This is a genomic window from Acidocella sp. MX-AZ02, from assembly GCF_000306035.1.
GTDB lineage: Bacteria > Pseudomonadota > Alphaproteobacteria > Acetobacterales > Acetobacteraceae > Acidocella > Acidocella facilis.
Window position 1 is genome coordinate 223,079 of the sequence record NZ_JH976209.1, and the last position, 16,047, is coordinate 239,125.

Genomic DNA, 16,047 nt, shown 5'->3' on the forward strand with positions numbered 1-16,047 from the left:
GCGCCGGCCGGTGGGGCGCGGGCGGACCGGCGGCGGGGTATAGGTGCGCTCGCCGGCGGGGATCACGGTATCGATCAGGCTCTTCGGCTCGGCCTTGCGCAATTCCGGGAATTTCGCCAGCGCCGCCAGGGCGGTGGCGGCCAGATGCCGGCAGCCGCGCTCGCCGCAGGAGCATTCACGCTCGGCAAAGGAAATCCGGCTGCCCTTGCGCTCGGGGGTGAGCGAGGTGGTGCGGCGGGTGCCGTCCATATCCTCGACGATGCCGTCGATGGTGTCGCCCTGCAGCGTCACATCCTTCACAAAGCCCAGCGCGATGACGCTCTGGGCCCGGCGGATGATGGCGGAATCGAAGACACGATCAAAATCTTCGGCGGAAAACGGCACCGGCATCGTCTAGCTCAAACTCCCCACAGGACATCCGCCGGACGAACCGGCGAAAGGGTGTAATAGCCGCTTCTGGAGAAAAGGCCAGAGGAATTACAGCGAATATTGCGGGACGCTGACCCGAGCTATTTGATAAGGTTGGTAAACCCGTTGGTCAGCGGATAGCGCCTGTCGCGCCCGAAGGCTTTCGCGGTGATCTTCACCCCCGGCGGGGCCTGGCGGCGCTTATATTCGGCGCGGTCCAGCAGTTTGATTACCCGCAGCACCGTCTCGCGCGCGAAGCCCTCCGCCACGATCTCCTCGGCCGAGCGCTCGCCCTCGATCAGATGTTCCAGAATGGCATCCAGCACCTCGTAAGGCGGCAGGCTGTCCTGGTCGGTCTGGTTGTCGCGCAGTTCGGCCGAAGGCGGCTTGGTGATGATGCGCTCGGGCATCGCCGGGCCGGGCGCGGTCAGCGCGCCGTGCGGGTGGTGTTCGTTGCGCCAGCGCGAAAGCGCGAACACGGTGGTTTTGTAGATATCCTTCAGCACCGAGTAGCCGCCGCACATATCGCCATAAAGCGTGGCGTAACCGACTGACATCTCCGACTTGTTGCCGGTGGTCAGCAGCATCGGGCCGAATTTGTTGGAAATCGCCATCAGGATCAGCCCGCGCGAACGGGACTGGATATTTTCCTCGGTGATATCCGCCGCCTTGCCGGCAAAGGCCGGGGCCAGCGCCGCCTCGAACGCCTCGGTGGCGCCGGAGATGGGGATGGTTTCGTAAGGGATTCCCAGCATCCGCGCGCATTCGGCCGCGTCTTCCAGGCTGTGGGCGGAGGTATAGCGGCTGGGCAGCATCACCGCGCGCACGCGCTCCGGCCCCAGCGCATCGGCGGCGACAGCGGCGGAGATGGCGCTGTCGATCCCGCCCGAGAGCCCCAGCACCACGCCGGGGAAGCCGTTCTTGTTCACATAATCGCGCAGGCCCCACATCATCGCCTGATAGATCAGCGCGTAGCGCTCCGGCTCCGGCGCCAAGGTCTGCGGCGCGCAGACCAGCCCGGCCTCGGTGCGGGTCCAGCTTGTGAGGGTGATCGCTTCCTCGAAATGCGGCATCTGCACCGCCAGCGAGCGATCGGCGTTCAGCACGAAGGAGGCGCCGTCGAACACCACCTCATCCTGGCCGCAGACCTGGGCGGCGAAGACATAAGGCAGGCCGGTTTCCACCACCCGCTCCACCGCCAGTGTGACCCGGCGGGTCTGCTTGCCATCCTCGAACGGCGAGCCATTGATGGAGAGCAGCATCTCCGCCCCGGTTTCCGCCAATGTTTCCGAGACGGCGGGCAGCCACCAATCCTCGCAGATCATCAGCCCCAGCCGGAAGCCACGGAACGGCACCGGGCCGGAGGGCGTGCAGGCATCGAACACGCGCTTTTCGTCGAACACGCCGTAATTGGGCAGCTCGACCTTGGCGCGACGCGCGGCGATGCGCCCGCCTTCCAGCAGAAAGGCGGCATTATGCAGCTTCCCGCCATTGCGCCAGGGCAGCCCGACGATGATTCCCGGCCCGCCATCGGCGGTCTCCGCCGCCAGCGTTTCCGCCGCCGCCTCGCAGGCGGCGACGAAGGCGGGTTTCAGCACCAGATCCTCCGGCGGATAGCCGGCGATGGAGAGCTCCGGTGTGACCACCAGATCCGCCCCCAGCCTCGCCCCTTCGGCACGGGCGGCGCGCAGCTTGGCGAGGTTTTTGTCGATCGCGCCCAGATGCAGATTGATCTGCGCGATGGCGATGTTCAGCGTGTCACTCATCTCGTCAGCCACAGGCTCCGTTTACCCCTTGGCCGGGCGGAGCAGGAACTCGCGCCCGATCTTCACCCGCGGCACCCCGTCATAGGCGACGATGTCGGCGGTGGCATAGGTCTCGCTCCAGCTCTCGGGGATGAAGCTGCCGGTGCCGACCACGTCGATCGGCGCCTTGGCATCGGCCATCACCGAGCATTTCTCCACGCCGAAGCCGGAGGAGGCGACGATTTTCACCGCCCCGAACCCGGCCTCGTTCAGCGCCTCGCGCATCTTCCAGATGGCGGCGGCGGAGACGCCGGTGCCGATCAGGTAATTCAGCTCGCGCTGGCTGCGATAGCGGCGCATCGCGCCCGGCGCGTTGCGCTCCAGCACGGCGTAGCTCTCCTGCGGGCCGAGCCCTTCCAGATAGCGCCCGCCATGGGTGTCCAGCCGCACCGAGATGCGCCCGGCGGCGGCCAGCTCCGGAAAGCGCCGGCAGACTTCCAGCGCATCCGTCACTTCCCGGCCGAAATAATCCACCAGCACGGTCAGCGGCTCGTCCGGGAAGGTCTCGCGGAACATCTCGGCGGCGCGCAGCGTGGAGTTGGCGTAGCCGATCAGCGCGTGCGGCATGGTGCCATAGCCGTGCGGGGCGCCGAAATAATGCGCCGTCCAGTCATTGGCGTTGCCGATGAAGCCCCTCGCCCCTTCGGCCTGGGCGGCGCGGGAGCCGACGGCGCAGCCATAGGCCATGATCTCCTGCATCTCCGCCCCGGCGCAATGGCGGGCTTCCATCGCCAGGAAGGCGGCGTTGGGCAGGGCCATGGCCATCTGGTAGGCGTTATGCGCGGCGACACAGGCGGGGCCGATTTTCTGCAGCGCCAGGGTTTCGAGGTCCGAGAGCGCGACGAAGGAGCCGGTGACATAAGCCAGCGGCTCGCCGGCCCCGACCCAGGCACCTTCCTTGTGCGGCAGCTCGATCTGGAAATCCCGCCCGCGCGTGCGCGCCACGCTCTGCAGCCACTCGACCATGATCGAGGGCGCAGAGACCACCGGGCGGCGCAGGAAGATCGCGTAGGTCACCCGGGCATCGCCGAATTTGGCGACGATCTCCCGGGTGCGGTTGAAATAGGCGTCTGTCCGCGCGGCGATGTCGCTATCGGACAAAGGCGCCGGGGTCACGCCTTGGCTTTCGAGGCGCGGCGGGATTTCAGCTCATCGGCCAAATAGAACGCCACTTCCAGCGATTGCTCGGCGTTCAAGCGCGGGTCGCAGAAGGTCTCGTAACGCTCGCCCAGCCCGTCCTCGGAAAGGCCGCGCGCGCCGCCGACACATTCGGTGACGTCCCGCCCGGTCATTTCCAGATGCGCGCCGCCGGCCACGGTGCCCTCGGCCTCATGCGCGTCGAAGAAGCCGCGCAGCTCGGCGACGATATCGTCGAAGCGGCGGGTCTTGATCTTGGCGGCGGTGGTGATGCCGTTGCCGTGCATCGCATCGCAGAGCCAGACCGGGCTGCGCCCGGCCTGCTTCACCGCGCGCAGCAAAGGCGGCAGCTTTTCGGCCACCTTGCCCGCCCCCATGCGGGTGATCAGGGTCAGCCGGCCGGGCTCGTTCTCCGGGTCCAGCACATCCATGATCCGCAGCAGATCATCCACCTCCATGCTCGGGCCGACCTTCATGCCGATCGGGTTCTTGATGCCGCGCATGAATTCCACATGCGCGCCATCGAGCTGGCGGGTGCGGTCGCCGATCCAGAGGAAATGCGCCGAGCAAGCGTAATTGTCGCCGCTGGTGGAATCCACCCGGGTCAGGGCTTCCTCATAAGGCAGCAGCAGCGCCTCGTGGCTGGTATAGAAATCCGTCTCGCGGATCTGCGGGGTGGCGGCGCTGGAGAGGCCGCAGGCGGCCATGAAGCGCAGCGTCTCGTCGATGCGCGTGGAGAGATCCTGGTACTTCGCCGCCAGCGGGGATTTTTCGACGAAATCCAGGTTCCAGCGATGCACCTCATGCAGGTCCGCGTAACCGCCGGAGGCGAAGGCGCGCAGCAGGTTCAGCGTGCCGGCGGACTGGAAATAGCCGAACTCCATGCGCGTCGGGTCCGGGATGCGGGCCTGCGCGGTGAATTCAGGCGCGTTGATGATGTCCCCGCGATAGGAGGGCAGGGTGACATCGCCAATGGTCTCATTGTCCGAGGAGCGCGGCTTGGCGAACTGCCCGGCCATGCGGCCCAGCTTCACCACCGGCATGGCGCCGCCGAAGGTCAGCACCACCGCCATCTGCAGCAGCACGCGGAAGGTGTCGCGGATCACGTTGGCGGTGAAATCGCCGAAGCTCTCGGCGCAATCGCCCCCCTGCAGCACGAAGGCCTCGCCCTTGGCGGCGGCGGCCAGATGCGCCTTCAGGTTCCGCGCCTCGCCGGCAAACACCAGCGGCGGAAACTTCGCCAGGCGCGCTTCCATCGCGGCGAGCTTGGCCGGGTCCGGATAGCTCGGCACCTGCCGGATCGGGCAGGTGCGCCAGCTTTGCGGGGTCCAGCCGGACAGGGTGGCTGGGGTGATCGTATCCATGGTGTCTCCAGACGGGCGTTCCTTATCCGCCCTATAAAGCGCGATTTGAAAAGAAACGCTACTCGGCCGCCGCCAAGGCCCCGGCAACCCTGGTCTGTGTGCGCATGGTCACGAATTCCTCGGCCGCTGTCGGGTGGATGCCGATGGTACGGTCGAAATCCGCCTTGGTCGCCCCGGCGATGATCGCCACCGCCAGACCCTGCATGATCTCCGGCGCATCCTCGCCCAGCATATGCGCGCCCAGCACCTTGTCCGTGTCCGCATCCACGATCAGCTTCATCAGCGTCTTGCGGGCCCGGCCGGAGATTGTGTGGCGCATCGGGGTGAATTTCGAGACGAAGATCTTCGCGCCCGCCGGGGCCTGGTCCTCGGTGATCCCGACGCTGGCGATGGGCGGGATCGAGAACACCGCACTTGGCACGTTCGCAAGGCTCACCCCGCGCGGCTTGTTGCCGAACAGACTATCCGCCAGCGCATGGCCCTGGGCGGTGGCGACGGGGGTGAGGTTCACCTGGTCGGTGACGTCGCCCAGCGCGTAGATATGCGCAACATTGGTGGCGAAATCCGCGCCGATGGGGATTTCCCCCTTCGGTCCGGTTTGCACCCCGGCGGCGCCGAGATTGAGCCCCCTGGTATTGGGCGCGCGGCCGGTGGCGAAAAACACCAGATCGACCTCGATGACGCTGCCGTCCGAAAGCCGCACCTGCTTGGCGCCGCCCTCGGCGGTGATCGCGACCGGTAGCGTGCCGGGATGCTGGCGCACGCCACTCTGCTCCAGCGCCTCGGCCAGCCCGGCGCGCAGATCCGCATCGAAGCCGCGCAGAGGCAGGGGCTGGCGATAGATCAGATGGGTTTGCGCCCCCAGCCCGGCGAACACCCCGGCGAATTCCACCGCGATATAGCCGCTGCCGACCACGGCGACGCGTCTGGGCATCTCCGGCAAGGCGAAAATATCATCCGAGACCACGGCATGCTCGGCGCCGGGAATCTCCAGCCCGGTCGGGTGGCCGCCCGTGGCGATGAGGATACGCTCGGCGGTGATGCGCTCGCCCCCGACATCGAGCGTATGCGCGTCGATGAAGGTGGCGCGGGCATCGAAGATTTTCGCCCCGGCATTCTCCAGCAGCCGGCGATAGATGCCGTTGAGGCGGGAAATTTCCTTGTCCTTGGCGGCGATCAGCGCGGCCCAGTCATGCCCGCCCTTGGCGATGTCCCAGCCAAAGCCGCGCGCGTCATCCGCCGCGCCGCCATATTCGGCGGCCATCACCATGAATTTCTTCGGCACGCAGCCGACATTCACGCAGGTGCCGCCCCAGAAGCGCGCTTCGGCGACGCCCACCCGTGCGCCGTGTCCCGCGGAAATCCGCGCGGCGCGCACCCCGCCAGAGCCGCCGCCGATCACGAAGAGGTCGAAATCCATCGATGAAGATCCTGTCATTTCCGCATTTACCTAATATGCGGAAGCTGCTTTTACCAATGCACGTCCTTCGGGGCGGGTCATCTTCCCGCGCCCGGTTGAAAAACCGCAGCCATGCAGGGACCATGGCGCGGGGCGAGGTGAAACAGGGAAGACGGCATGGCTCATGCCGGGGCGGGGATGATGGAACAGGCCGACGCGCAGACCACGACAATATCCGGCTATCTTGACCGGCTCGGCGAGGGATTCGAGGTGCTGGGCTGGGCCTGGAACCCGGAGGACCCGGCGCAACGGCTTGAGATCGAACTATCGGTGAATGGCATCCTCGCCGGGCGGACGCGGGCGGATCTGCTGCGCGGCGATGTCGCCGCCGCCGGGCTTGGTGATGGCTGCTATGGCTTCGCCTGGCAGCTCGACGTGCCGGTGCTGCCGGAAGCGGCCGAGGAGGTCGTGATCACCGCCCGGGATCTGGCCTCCGGCGCGGCGCTGGGTCATGAGCTGCGGCTGGATGCGGTGGCGCTGGCCGCACGGCTGATGGAGGCCGCCACCGCGCGTGACGGCGAGGGGCGGTTGCATGCGATGCGCATGGCGGCGCGGCTGGCCCCGGCTGACCCCTGGTATGTGATGACGCTGGCCGAAACGCTGCGCAATGCCGGCCATGCCATTGAGGCGGCTGAGCGGCTGCAGGGCCTGTTATCGGCGCAGCCGAGCTTCTGGCACGCGCATGTGGCGCTGGGCCATATCGCCCGCGACCGTGGCGACCATGAAGCGGCGTTGGCCTGGCTGGAGCAGGCGGCGCGGATGGCGCCGAATGAAATCTCGCGCTGGCTGGATATCGCCGAGGCGTTGCGCGCACTGGGGCGCATCGGCCCGTCCATGGAGATGCTGGACCGCGCCGCCGAGATCGATCCCGGCCATTGGGCGGTGGCGCTGGGGCGCGGCCATGGCGCGCGTGCCCAGGGCGAGCATGATCTCGCCCGCCAGCATTTCCAGGCGGCGGTGCGGCTGGCCCCCGATGAGCTGGCGCCGCGCCTGGCCTTGATCGACGCGCTGCGCGATGCCGGGGCGCTGGACGAGGCGCGCGCCGCCGGCACCGCGCTGCTCTCCTCCCATCCCGGCCGGGTGCCGGTGCTGGTGGGGCTGGCCTATACCGAACGCCAGGCGGGCGAGCCGCAGCAGGCAGCGCATTGGTTTACCGAGGCGCTGGCGCTGGAGCCGGAAAACCCGACCTTGCTGGCCGAACTGGCCCGGCAGGATTATCTGCTCGGCCGTCAGGCGGAGAGCAACGCGCATCTGCGCCGGGCGCTGGCGCTGGCGCCGACCCATACCGATGCGGTGTGCCAGCTCGCCGGCCAGGCCTTGACCGTGGGCGACGCCGCCCAGGCCTATCAGATCTATGAGGATGCCGCCCGCGCCAAGCCCGGCGAGATCGCGTTCCGCTTCGGCATGCTCGACACGCTGGCCTGGCAGGGCAAGCTGGATGCGGCGCTGGAGGGGCTGCAGGCGCTTGAGCAGGAGCACGGGCTGAGCCCGCAGCTGCAATCCTGGCGGATCACGCTGCTGCGCCGCACCGGCCGGATGGATGAGGCGCTCAGCGTCGCCCGCGCCGCGACGCTGGCGGCGCCGAAACAGTTCTGGCTCTGGGTCGAGCGCTTCCAGACCGAGTTGCTGGCCGGCAGCGATGCGATGCTGCAGAAGGCGCTGCTGGGCATTCCCGCCCTTTCGCGGGCCGAGCGCGGGGTGCGCCGGCGCTGCGTCGGGGCGCTGGCGGAATCGCTCTGGCAGATGGATGCCGCCCTGGCGCATTACGAGGCGGCGGCTGAGCTGAGCCCGAATGACGCGTCGCTGCAGGAGGCGCTGTGCCGGGTGAAGCTGATGCGCTTCGATCTGGACGGCGCGCGTGGGCATTTGCGCCGCCACTACGCGCTGATCGCCGCCGAGCGCCGGCTGCGCGGAGAATCGCTGAACATCTCCCAATCTTTGCTCGGTCAGATGATCGAGGAATATGCGCTGGACGCGGCGATGGCGGGCAGGCTCGCCGCCCTCAACGCTTTGCCGCTGCCGGAGCGGCTGGAGCCCTGCGCGGCTTTGGTGCGCGAGGCGCCGGAGAGCACCGCCCCGGCCGCCACCCTGCTGCTGGCGCTGCGCCAGGCGGAAAAACTGGAGTTTTCCCCGGTGCGCGGCGCCGCCGCGATCCCGCAGGTGATCAACGCCTATTGGCACGAAACCAATCTGCCGGCGGATCTGGACGCGATGATGCAGGGCTGGCGGGCGCGCAATCCCGGCTTCGCCTGGCGCCGGTTCGACGATGCCCAGGCGCGCGACTATCTCGCCGGCAAATTCCCGCAGCCGGTGCTGCAGGCCTATCTGCGCGCCAAGGAAAAGCCGCAGAAAGCCGATATCTTCCGGCTGGCGCTGCTGGTCGAGGAAGGCGGCATCTATGTGGATGCGGATGACCGCGCGCTGGCGCCGCTCAGCCGCATCCTGCCCGCCGGTGCCGAGCTGGTGCTGGCGCAGGGGGAGTTTGGCTGTGTGGCGAATCATTTCATGGCCGCCATGCCGGGCCATCCGCTGCTGCGCAACGCCCTGCATTCCTTGGTGAATGCGATCAATCGCGGCGACAATGAAATCCCCTGGCTGCTCTCCGGCCCGGCCTTGCTCACCCGCACGCTGGGGCTGCGCGTGGCGCAGGCCGGTGGTCTGCCGCCGGGCATCCTGCTGCTGGAGCGCCGGGTTCTGGGCCGGCATGTCGCGGCCGGCTGCTTCGCCGCTTATAAAAATTTCGACATGCGCAACCGCCGCCGCATCGACGCCGCCGCCGAACTGGGCTGAGGCCCGGTTAGAGCAACATCCGATCAAACGGATTCGTTTGATCGGATAAAGTTGCTCGCCAAACTCGGCGTTTTTTCAGGCCGGGCTGGGGGCTTTCGCCTTCGCCGGCTTCGGCGCCGCCTTCACGCTCTCCCGGGGCTGGTTCAGCACGATCCGGTTCAGCCGCTCCAGATCCTCGGGCTTGGAGAAGAAGGCCTCCGGCAGCGCGCCCTCGCGCACCGGGCTAACCGTGCCGGCGGCAATCTCGTCGATCAGCGCCAGCACCGCGGCGGCATCGGCGGGGAAGGGGAAGACCACGCCAAACCCGGCCTTGCGGATCCGGTCCGCCGGCGCGCCGATATCCGGGGCCAGCGGGATGAAGCCGTGCTTCACCAGCTCGGAGAGGGTGTAGCTATAGGTCTCCGGCCAGGCCGGCAGGAACAAAGCCAGCCGTCCCTTGGTCTGCGCCAGCAGCTCGGGCAGCTCCTCGGGCGTATATTTGCCGGTGATGGTGACATTGCCCACCGCCCGCAGCGCCTGGTCGATATTGGTGTAGCCGATGACGCGGAAGCTGAGATGCGGATGCGTCAGCCGCGCCCGCCTGGCGATTTCCAGCAGCTTGTCCGAGCCCTTATGCGGGCCGATGGCGCCCAGCATCACGATCTCGGTATCATTGCCCGCCCGCGCGGCGGGGGCGGCGCCGTCCCGGCTTTCCGGATGCGGCAGCACGTTGAACTTGATCTGCGCGAACACCTTGCGAAGATAGCCGACGGCATTTTCCGACGGCGCGATGACATGGGTGAATTTCGCCAGCAGGCTGTCGAACAAAGCGCGATGCTCCGCCGGGCTCAGCTCGTTCAGCACCGAGGTCTCATGCGCCCCGCCCATCTCCACGCAGCGCCCGCAGGTGGCGGCATCCGCCCCGCCGCAGAACCGGCCGATCGCGTCGATCATCGTCACGCGCGGGCAGAGGGCGTAGAAATCATGCGCCCAGTACAGGCTGTGGCGCGTCCCCAGCCAGTCCCGCAGCCCGGCGATGACGCTGGCCGGAAAGCCCAGCAGCTGATGCGCCAGCACCAGCCGCGGATCGGCGACATCCAGCAGCGCGAACAAGTCCGCCGCCTCGTCCTTGTTGAAATGCGCGCATAGCAGCGGCGTGGCGCAGGAGAGCTCAACCAACCCGCTTTCGGTGACGCTGAGCGAGAGCCGGGTGGCGCCGCCATAGCCGACCTCGCGTTCGATATCGCGGATTGCCTTCGGTGTGCCGCCTTCCAGCGCGTTGGAGGTGACCAGCGCGAAGCGCGCCCCTTGCGCCCGCGCCCGGGCGAGGCGGGCGCGGTCCAGCGCCCAGCGCAGCTGGCGCAGCCCGTCACGGTCCTCGAAAGCCATGATCAGCGGGGTATATTCGGGGTAGAGCGCATTCAGCCGGGGGCTGGTTCTGCGCCACCAGGCTGGCGCGCTCATTGCCGAAGGAGATGCTCTCCTTGTGCTCGACGATGACGCCGCCAGCGGCGACATTGCGATAGCCCAAGGCGGCGGCGCGGGCGCAGAAATCATTTTCTTCCCCGTAGCCGCGCCCAAACGCCTCATCCAGCGCGCCGATCCGCGCCATCACCTCGGCCTTGATCAGCATGCAGAAGCCATGGCCGGTCGGCACATCCGCGCACAGCCCGGCATTCTCGGCCAGGGCCAGGGCCGCCAACTCCGGCCAGCTGATATCGGCCAGCGCCGCCTCGCGCAGCTCCGCCGACGGGTAGGAGAAGATGGTGGCGTTGCTGGACATGGCGGTGACGGTGCCGATCGCGGGATCCGCCGCGGCGACGCGCAGCAGCTCATCCAGCCCGCCGGCGAACATCACCGTATCGGAATTCAGCAGCAGCACATCGCTGCCCTTGACCAGCGCCAGGCCGCGATTGACGCTGCCGACGAAGCCGAGATTGTCGCCATTTTCCAGCAGCACGACGTTCGGCAGCCCGGCATAGCCGGCCAGCATCGGCGCCATCGCTTCATCCGGCGAGGCATCGTTGATCAGCACCAGCAGATCGGTCTCGGCCTGGCGATGCGCCAGAACGGATTCGATGCAGGCCTGGGTGACCTCTACCCCGCGATAGATCGGCATGACGATGGCGACCCGCTTGCCGCCGCCCGGGGCGGGCAAGGGGGCGGGCTGGCGGTCGAGCACCAGCCCGTCCTGGGCGCGCATCTTGGCCAGAAATTCCTGCAGGGCGGCGGTCAGCAGCGCGCGCTCCCCGGTACCGATTCCCGGCAGCCCGGCATGCGCCAGATGCGCCGCGCGCTGCAGGGCGGCCACCGCCGCCGGGCGCCCGGCGAGCAGATAGGGACCATCGAACAGATCCCGCTTGCCGCCGGCGAAGCGCAGCGTCAACGAGACCGGCTGGTCGGCGGCCTGTTGCAGCGGATCCAGGCTGATATCGAAGCCCGGCGTCGGGGAGTCGGGGAAATGCGCCTGCACATCCGTGCGCTCAAGGTCGCAATGATCGGTCTCTTCGAGGATGCCGTTGCGATACACATCGAGCGCGAAGATGCGCTTGGGCACATCCGGGGAGAGCACCCAGCCGACCATGCGGGTGGGCGTGATCGTCTCCAGATGGGCGCGTAAGGCCAGATTGCAGCTGGTCCGCCCGATATTTTGGCCATTCGCCGCCACCTCCAGCAGCATCTCGCCGGCGCCGAAGCAATCCGCATCCAGCGTCAGTCTGAATCGCGCCGGGGCGAAGAGCGGGTCGGCGGGCTGGGCCTCGAACACGCTTTGCCCGCGCGCCACCTCCTGACCCGCCTGGTTGCGCACAGTGATGAAAGGGGCTTGCTTCGCCGGGGCGCGTTCGCTCACCCAGCCGACCAGCTGGTCGCCCTCGAGACTGAACAGCCCATCGAACAGGCCGGGCCCGACGGCCACAGGCGAGCCGATCAGCTCCTCACCATTGCCGAGGACGCGCAGCAGGCGCGGCTCCTCGCTCAGCGGCACGGCGATGCGATAGCCGAAGGTGGTGCGGCCGAGGCCCAGCGCGGCCAGATCCGGCCGGTGGCGGGAGGCGCGGCCCTTGGCCAGCAGCTTGCCCTCCTGATCCGTGACGGTGATGGCGCAGTTGCCGGTATCGGGCACGGAGGTGGCCCAACCGGTCAGGTAGCTGCCTTCCATCGTGTCCACATGTCCCCTGATCGCCATCAAATCTCCGTTCGTCGGACCGTTCCGGTGCCGTCATCAGAACCGGCATTCGTGGCGAGTTTTTGACGATCGGCGTGCCGCACTCAAGAGCAGATATCGGAAAATACACGAAATTCCGTCAAATGCCCGGTATGTAACGAAATTTTATGCTGCGTTGCAGAATTATAATTTGAATCATGATGAAAGGCATGGTCTATTCGTTCCATAGACGCAATGCAATTCCAGGTGGTGTCGATGCGGTCCTACAACTATTTAATGGCCGATAACGATTCCGCGGCTGGGCATTATGTCGAGCTGCGTGAGGAAAAATTATTTGGCCTGATCCGTGCCGTGCTGGAGATGGTCGAGGTCGATGAGGCTTGGTATCTCGCGACCAATGCGGACGTGGCACAGGCCGTCAGCGCAGGAAAACTCTCCTCCGGCAAGGCGCATTATGTCGCCGCCGGTTACTTCGAAAACCGCCTGCCCCGGCCCGTGCTCGTCGATGAGGCGTGGTATCTGGCCGAATATCCCGATGTCGCCGAGGCCATCGCCAATGGCGGCGTTGCCTCGGCAACGCTGCATTTTCATAATTCTGGGTTTCTCGAGGGGCGTCTGCCCCATAAAGGCTGGTCGGTGCTGCGTGATGGCGCCAGTGCCGCCGTGGTGCGCCTGCCCGCGCGCGTCGCCGAACGCGCCTGAGGCGTCCGCTTAGAGCATCAAGCTTTTAGCTTGATGCTCTAGCTTTTGTTTTAGCGAGCAATTTCATGTGTTTATATTGACGCTGGCGCGTCAACCTAAACACATATTGCTCTAGGACAGGCTGGGCAGCCTGATCCAGCTCATCGGCAACGGCGTCACCTGGGTGCCGTCGGCTTCCAGCGCCTTGCCCAGCGCATCCAGCCGCAGCGTCGCCAAGGCCAGATCGCCGGCGCTGGAGCGCAGCGTGCCGACCTCCTGGCCCTCGGCCAGGATCGGCGTGCCGGGCGGCAGGCCGGGCGTGGCAAGGCGCACCGGCAGCAGCCGGCGCTTGATCAGACCGCGATATTTCGTGCGCGCTGTCAGCTCCTGGCCCATATAGCAGCCTTTTTCGAAATCCACCCCGCCCAGCTCCTCGAACCCGGCTTCCAGCAGCAGGCTCTTCTCCGGCTCCAGATCCGGCGGGCCATCGGGCAGGCCGAGCCCGATCCGGTGCGCGGCGTAATCTTCCGGTGTGGCGTTGGCGGTGATCAGCGCCTCCGCCAGGCAGCGATAGCCGGCCTCGGGCAGGCGCGGATCGGCCGCGGTCAGCGGGATCTGCGGCGGCCTGCCGCCCCAGACGGCATAGACATGCAGATCCTCTGAGACATCCTTGATCTCCACCGCGCTGCGCAGCTTCATCCGCCGCAGCTTTTGCGCCAGAGCAGGGATCTCGGCGCGGGGCAGGTCCAGCAGCAGCCGCTCGCCATCCGAGAGAATGAAGAAATCGACAAGATATTTGCCTTGCGGGGTGAGCAGAGCCGCCCATACGGCCCGGCCCGGCCCGGCCCGGGCGACATCGTTGCTGACCAGCCCGTTGAGGAACGGCACACGCTCGGCGCCGGTGAGTTCCAGAACGCCGCGATGCGGCAGATGCGCGATGCTGCTCATGCCGGCAAAATGGGCGCGCCAGGGGCGAACGGCAAGAGCGGTTTGCCGCCGCCGCCAGGGCAGGCTACAGGCGCTGTTACATGAATATCCTGTTCATAACCTCGTCGCGGATCGGCGATGCCGTGATTTCCTGCGGCATATTGGAGGCGCTGCGGCTGCAATATCCGCAAGCGCGCTTCACCGTCGCCTGCGGCACGGTGGCGGAGGGGGTGTTCACCCGGTTTCCGGCGCTGGAACGGTTGATCGTGTTCGAGAAAGAGCGTTTCGACCGGCATTGGCTGCGGCTCTGGGCGAAGCTGGCGCCGCATGTCTGGGATATCGCGGTGGATGTGCGCGGCTCCGCCATCACCCTGGCGCTGGCCGTGCGCAAGCGGCACATGCTCAAGGGCGGCCGCCGGCCGGGGCGGCGCTATATGCAGCTGGGCACCGCGCTGGGCTTCGCACCGCCGCCGCTGCCCGTCGCCTGGACCGCGCCGGAGGACGACGCCAAGGCGGCTCTGCTGCTGGGGGACGGCCCGATCATCGCCCTGGCGCCGACGGCGAACTGGGAGGGCAAAATCTGGCCGGCGCAGCGATTCATAGATTTGTTTTATGAATTATCCGCCCGCATGCCCGGCGTGCGCGCCGCCGTGTTCGGCGGGCCAGGCGCTGCCGAGGCGGCGCTGGCGGCCCCGGTGCTGGCAGCGCTGCCCGGGGCGATCGATCTGGTCGGCACGCTCTCGCTGCCGGAGGCCGCCGCCTGTCTGCGCCGGGCCTGCCTGTTTGTCGGCAATGATTCCGGGCTGATGCATCTCGCCGCCGCCGCCGGCACCCCCACGCTGGGCTTGTTCGGCCGCTCGCGCGCCAGCGAATATGCCCCGGCCGGGCCGCGCACCGCCACCGCCATCGCCCCCGGCCCGGAGGGTGAGGCGCCGATGGCGGGGCTCAGTGTTGAGGCTGTGGCCTCTGCCGCATTCACGCTTCTCGGCCTATAGGAATTGCCATGAGCTATGATCTGATCCTGGAAAACGGCATTGTCGTCCTCCCCTGGGGCGAGGCCAGCGCCGATATCGCCGTGAAAGACGGCAAGATCGCCGGCATCGGTAAAAATCTCGGGGCGTCGGCGGCGCGCTTCAACGCCGCCGGGCTGCATGTGCTGCCGGGTGTCATCGACCCGCATGTGCATTTCCGCGATGGCGGCAAGGGCGGGGTCGAGGGCGTTGAGGATATGCGTTCGGGCTCGCTGGGCGCGGTGCTGGGCGGGGTAACCGCTTGTTTCGACATGCCCAACACCAACCCGGCGGGTGTGGATGTTGCGAGCCTGACCGCCAAGCATGATTACATCGCTGGCCATGCCTGGTGCGATATGGGCCTGTTCGCCGGCGCCACCATGGATAATCTGGACGAGACCGGCACGCTGGAAACCCTGCCCGGTGTGTGCGCGATGAAGGTCTTCGCCGGCTCCTCCACCGGCAATCTGCTGGTCTCCGACGATGAAAGCATCGAGCGGCTGATGCGCTCGGGCCGCCGGCGCGTCTCTTTCCACTCCGAGGATGAGGAGCGGCTGCAGGCGCGTCGGGCGCAGTTTGAGGGCGGCGGGCCGTATAGCGACCATTATGTCTGGCGCGATGAGGAATGCGCCTTCAAGGGCACGCGCCGGATCACCGCGATTGCCGAGCGCACCGGCCGCCCGGCGCATATTCTGCACGTCTCCACCGCCGAGGAATTCGCCTTCCTGAAGGCGCATAAGGATCTGGTGGGCTGCGAGGTGCTGGTGAATCATCTGCTGCAATGCGCGCCGGATGTGTATGAGCGGCTTGGCCCCTATGCGGTGATGAACCCGCCGCTGCGCGACAAGCGCCATATGGATGCCGCCTGGGAAGCCGTGGCCGATGGCACGGTGGATAATATCGGCTCGGACCACGCGCCGCATCCGCGCGCCGCCAAGGAAAAGCCCTGGCCCGCCACCGCCGCCGGCCTCACCGGCGTGCAGACCAGCCTGCCGTTGATGCTGACCCAGGTGAATGAGGGAAGGCTCTCGCTGCTGCGCCTCGCGCAGCTGATGTCCGAGGGCCCGGCGCGGATCTATGGCGCGGTCGGCAAGGGCCGCATCGTGACCGGGAATGACGCGGATTTCTCCGTGGTCGATCTGAAGGCTCGGCGTAGCATCGAGAATAGCTGGATCGCCAGCCCATGCGGCTGGACGCCGTTTGACGGCGTCGCCTGCACCGGCTGGCCGATGGCCACCATCATCCGCGGCCAGGTGGTGATGTATGAAGGCCAGGTGACCGGCGAGCCGCAGGGCCAGGCCGTGCGCTTTCGGAGCTGAGG

11 protein-coding genes and 1 pseudogene are annotated in these 16,047 nt (G+C 67.3%); 4 read left to right on the plus strand and 8 right to left on the minus strand.

Features of this window, described 5'->3' with window-relative positions; genetic code table 11:
* The 5 genes and pseudogenes from MXAZACID_RS13280 to gorA all read right to left on the minus strand — a co-directional run.
* A pseudogene (locus MXAZACID_RS13280) lies at positions 1-390 on the minus strand (hypothetical protein); the annotation flags it as partial.
* 119 nt (positions 391-509) lie between these two features.
* Positions 510-2,174, minus strand: a complete 1,665-nt coding sequence (locus tag MXAZACID_RS18815) for an NAD+ synthase (protein WP_008494937.1) — start codon at positions 2,172-2,174, stop codon at positions 510-512.
* A 21-nt stretch (positions 2,175-2,195) separates the two neighbouring features.
* Positions 2,196-3,314, minus strand: a complete 1,119-nt coding sequence (locus MXAZACID_RS18820) for a nicotinate phosphoribosyltransferase (RefSeq protein ID WP_008494938.1) — start codon at positions 3,312-3,314, stop codon at positions 2,196-2,198.
* 11 nt (positions 3,315-3,325) lie between these two features.
* Complete coding sequence (locus MXAZACID_RS13295; protein WP_008494939.1) at positions 3,326-4,714, minus strand: class II 3-deoxy-7-phosphoheptulonate synthase; 1,389 nt, start codon at positions 4,712-4,714, stop codon at positions 3,326-3,328.
* 58 nt (positions 4,715-4,772) lie between these two features.
* A complete protein-coding gene (gene gorA, locus MXAZACID_RS13300; RefSeq protein WP_008494941.1) occupies positions 4,773-6,134 on the minus strand; it encodes a glutathione-disulfide reductase in 1,362 nt (453 codons plus the stop codon).
* A gap of 156 nt (positions 6,135-6,290) precedes the next feature.
* On the opposite strand from gorA, the gene MXAZACID_RS13305 reads away from it, so the two are divergent.
* On the plus strand, positions 6,291-8,963 hold the full coding sequence (locus MXAZACID_RS13305) for a tetratricopeptide repeat protein (protein WP_008494942.1): 2,673 nt from the start codon (positions 6,291-6,293) through the stop codon (positions 8,961-8,963).
* A 75-nt stretch (positions 8,964-9,038) separates the two neighbouring features.
* Here the strand turns inward: MXAZACID_RS13305 and MXAZACID_RS13310 are convergent, their stop codons facing one another.
* Together MXAZACID_RS13310 and MXAZACID_RS13315 are read right to left on the minus strand one after the other, a co-directional pair.
* Positions 9,039-10,331 (minus strand): glycosyltransferase, encoded by a 1,293-nt coding sequence (locus MXAZACID_RS13310; protein WP_039885380.1) that lies wholly within the window; start codon positions 10,329-10,331, stop codon positions 9,039-9,041.
* The gene (locus tag MXAZACID_RS13315) at positions 10,312-12,129 is read right to left on the minus strand and encodes a glycosyltransferase family 2 protein (RefSeq protein WP_008494944.1); all 1,818 of its coding nucleotides are present in this window, start codon (positions 12,127-12,129) and stop codon (positions 10,312-10,314) included. Before MXAZACID_RS13315 ends, MXAZACID_RS13310 begins: the two co-directional genes overlap by 20 nt.
* A 213-nt stretch (positions 12,130-12,342) precedes the next feature.
* On the opposite strand from MXAZACID_RS13315, the gene MXAZACID_RS13320 reads away from it, so the two are divergent.
* Positions 12,343-12,810, plus strand: a complete 468-nt coding sequence (locus tag MXAZACID_RS13320) for a hypothetical protein (protein WP_008494945.1) — start codon at positions 12,343-12,345, stop codon at positions 12,808-12,810.
* Between the two features lie 111 nt (positions 12,811-12,921).
* Here the strand turns inward: MXAZACID_RS13320 and MXAZACID_RS13325 are convergent, their stop codons facing one another.
* Positions 12,922-13,737, minus strand: coding sequence for a folate-binding protein YgfZ (locus MXAZACID_RS13325; RefSeq protein WP_008494946.1), 816 nt, complete (start codon positions 13,735-13,737; stop codon positions 12,922-12,924).
* A gap of 80 nt (positions 13,738-13,817) precedes the next feature.
* Between MXAZACID_RS13325 and MXAZACID_RS13330 the strand changes: the two genes are divergently transcribed.
* Both MXAZACID_RS13330 and MXAZACID_RS13335 read left to right on the plus strand, forming a co-directional pair.
* A complete protein-coding gene (locus MXAZACID_RS13330) occupies positions 13,818-14,711 on the plus strand; it encodes a glycosyltransferase family 9 protein (protein ID WP_008494948.1) in 894 nt (297 codons plus the stop codon).
* A gap of 8 nt (positions 14,712-14,719) precedes the next feature.
* Positions 14,720-16,045 carry a dihydroorotase gene (locus MXAZACID_RS13335; RefSeq protein ID WP_008494949.1) on the plus strand — a complete coding sequence of 442 codons (1,326 nt, stop codon included), beginning with the start codon at positions 14,720-14,722 and terminating at the stop codon, positions 16,043-16,045.
* The last annotated feature ends 2 nt before the right edge of the window (positions 16,046-16,047 follow it).

Bases quoted from the DNA above. Each gene is read 5' to 3' on its own strand.
- MXAZACID_RS18815 (WP_008494937.1), bottom strand. From the start codon at position 2,174: ATGAGTGACACGCTGAACATCGCCATCGCGCAGATCAATCTGCATCTG.
- MXAZACID_RS13295 (WP_008494939.1), bottom strand. From the start codon at position 4,714: ATGGATACGATCACCCCAGCCACCCTGTCCGGCTGGACCCCGCAAAGC.
- gorA (WP_008494941.1), bottom strand. From the start codon at position 6,134: ATGGATTTCGACCTCTTCGTGATCGGCGGCGGCTCTGGCGGGGTGCGC.
- MXAZACID_RS13305 (WP_008494942.1), top strand. From the start codon at position 6,291: ATGGCTCATGCCGGGGCGGGGATGATGGAACAGGCCGACGCGCAGACC.
- MXAZACID_RS13310 (WP_039885380.1), bottom strand. From the start codon at position 10,331: ATGGCTTTCGAGGACCGTGACGGGCTGCGCCAGCTGCGCTGGGCGCTG.
- MXAZACID_RS13315 (WP_008494944.1), bottom strand. From the start codon at position 12,129: ATGGCGATCAGGGGACATGTGGACACGATGGAAGGCAGCTACCTGACC.
- MXAZACID_RS13320 (WP_008494945.1), top strand. From the start codon at position 12,343: ATGCAATTCCAGGTGGTGTCGATGCGGTCCTACAACTATTTAATGGCC.
- MXAZACID_RS13325 (WP_008494946.1), bottom strand. From the start codon at position 13,737: ATGAGCAGCATCGCGCATCTGCCGCATCGCGGCGTTCTGGAACTCACC.
- MXAZACID_RS13330 (WP_008494948.1), top strand. From the start codon at position 13,818: ATGAATATCCTGTTCATAACCTCGTCGCGGATCGGCGATGCCGTGATT.
- MXAZACID_RS13335 (WP_008494949.1), top strand. From the start codon at position 14,720: ATGAGCTATGATCTGATCCTGGAAAACGGCATTGTCGTCCTCCCCTGG.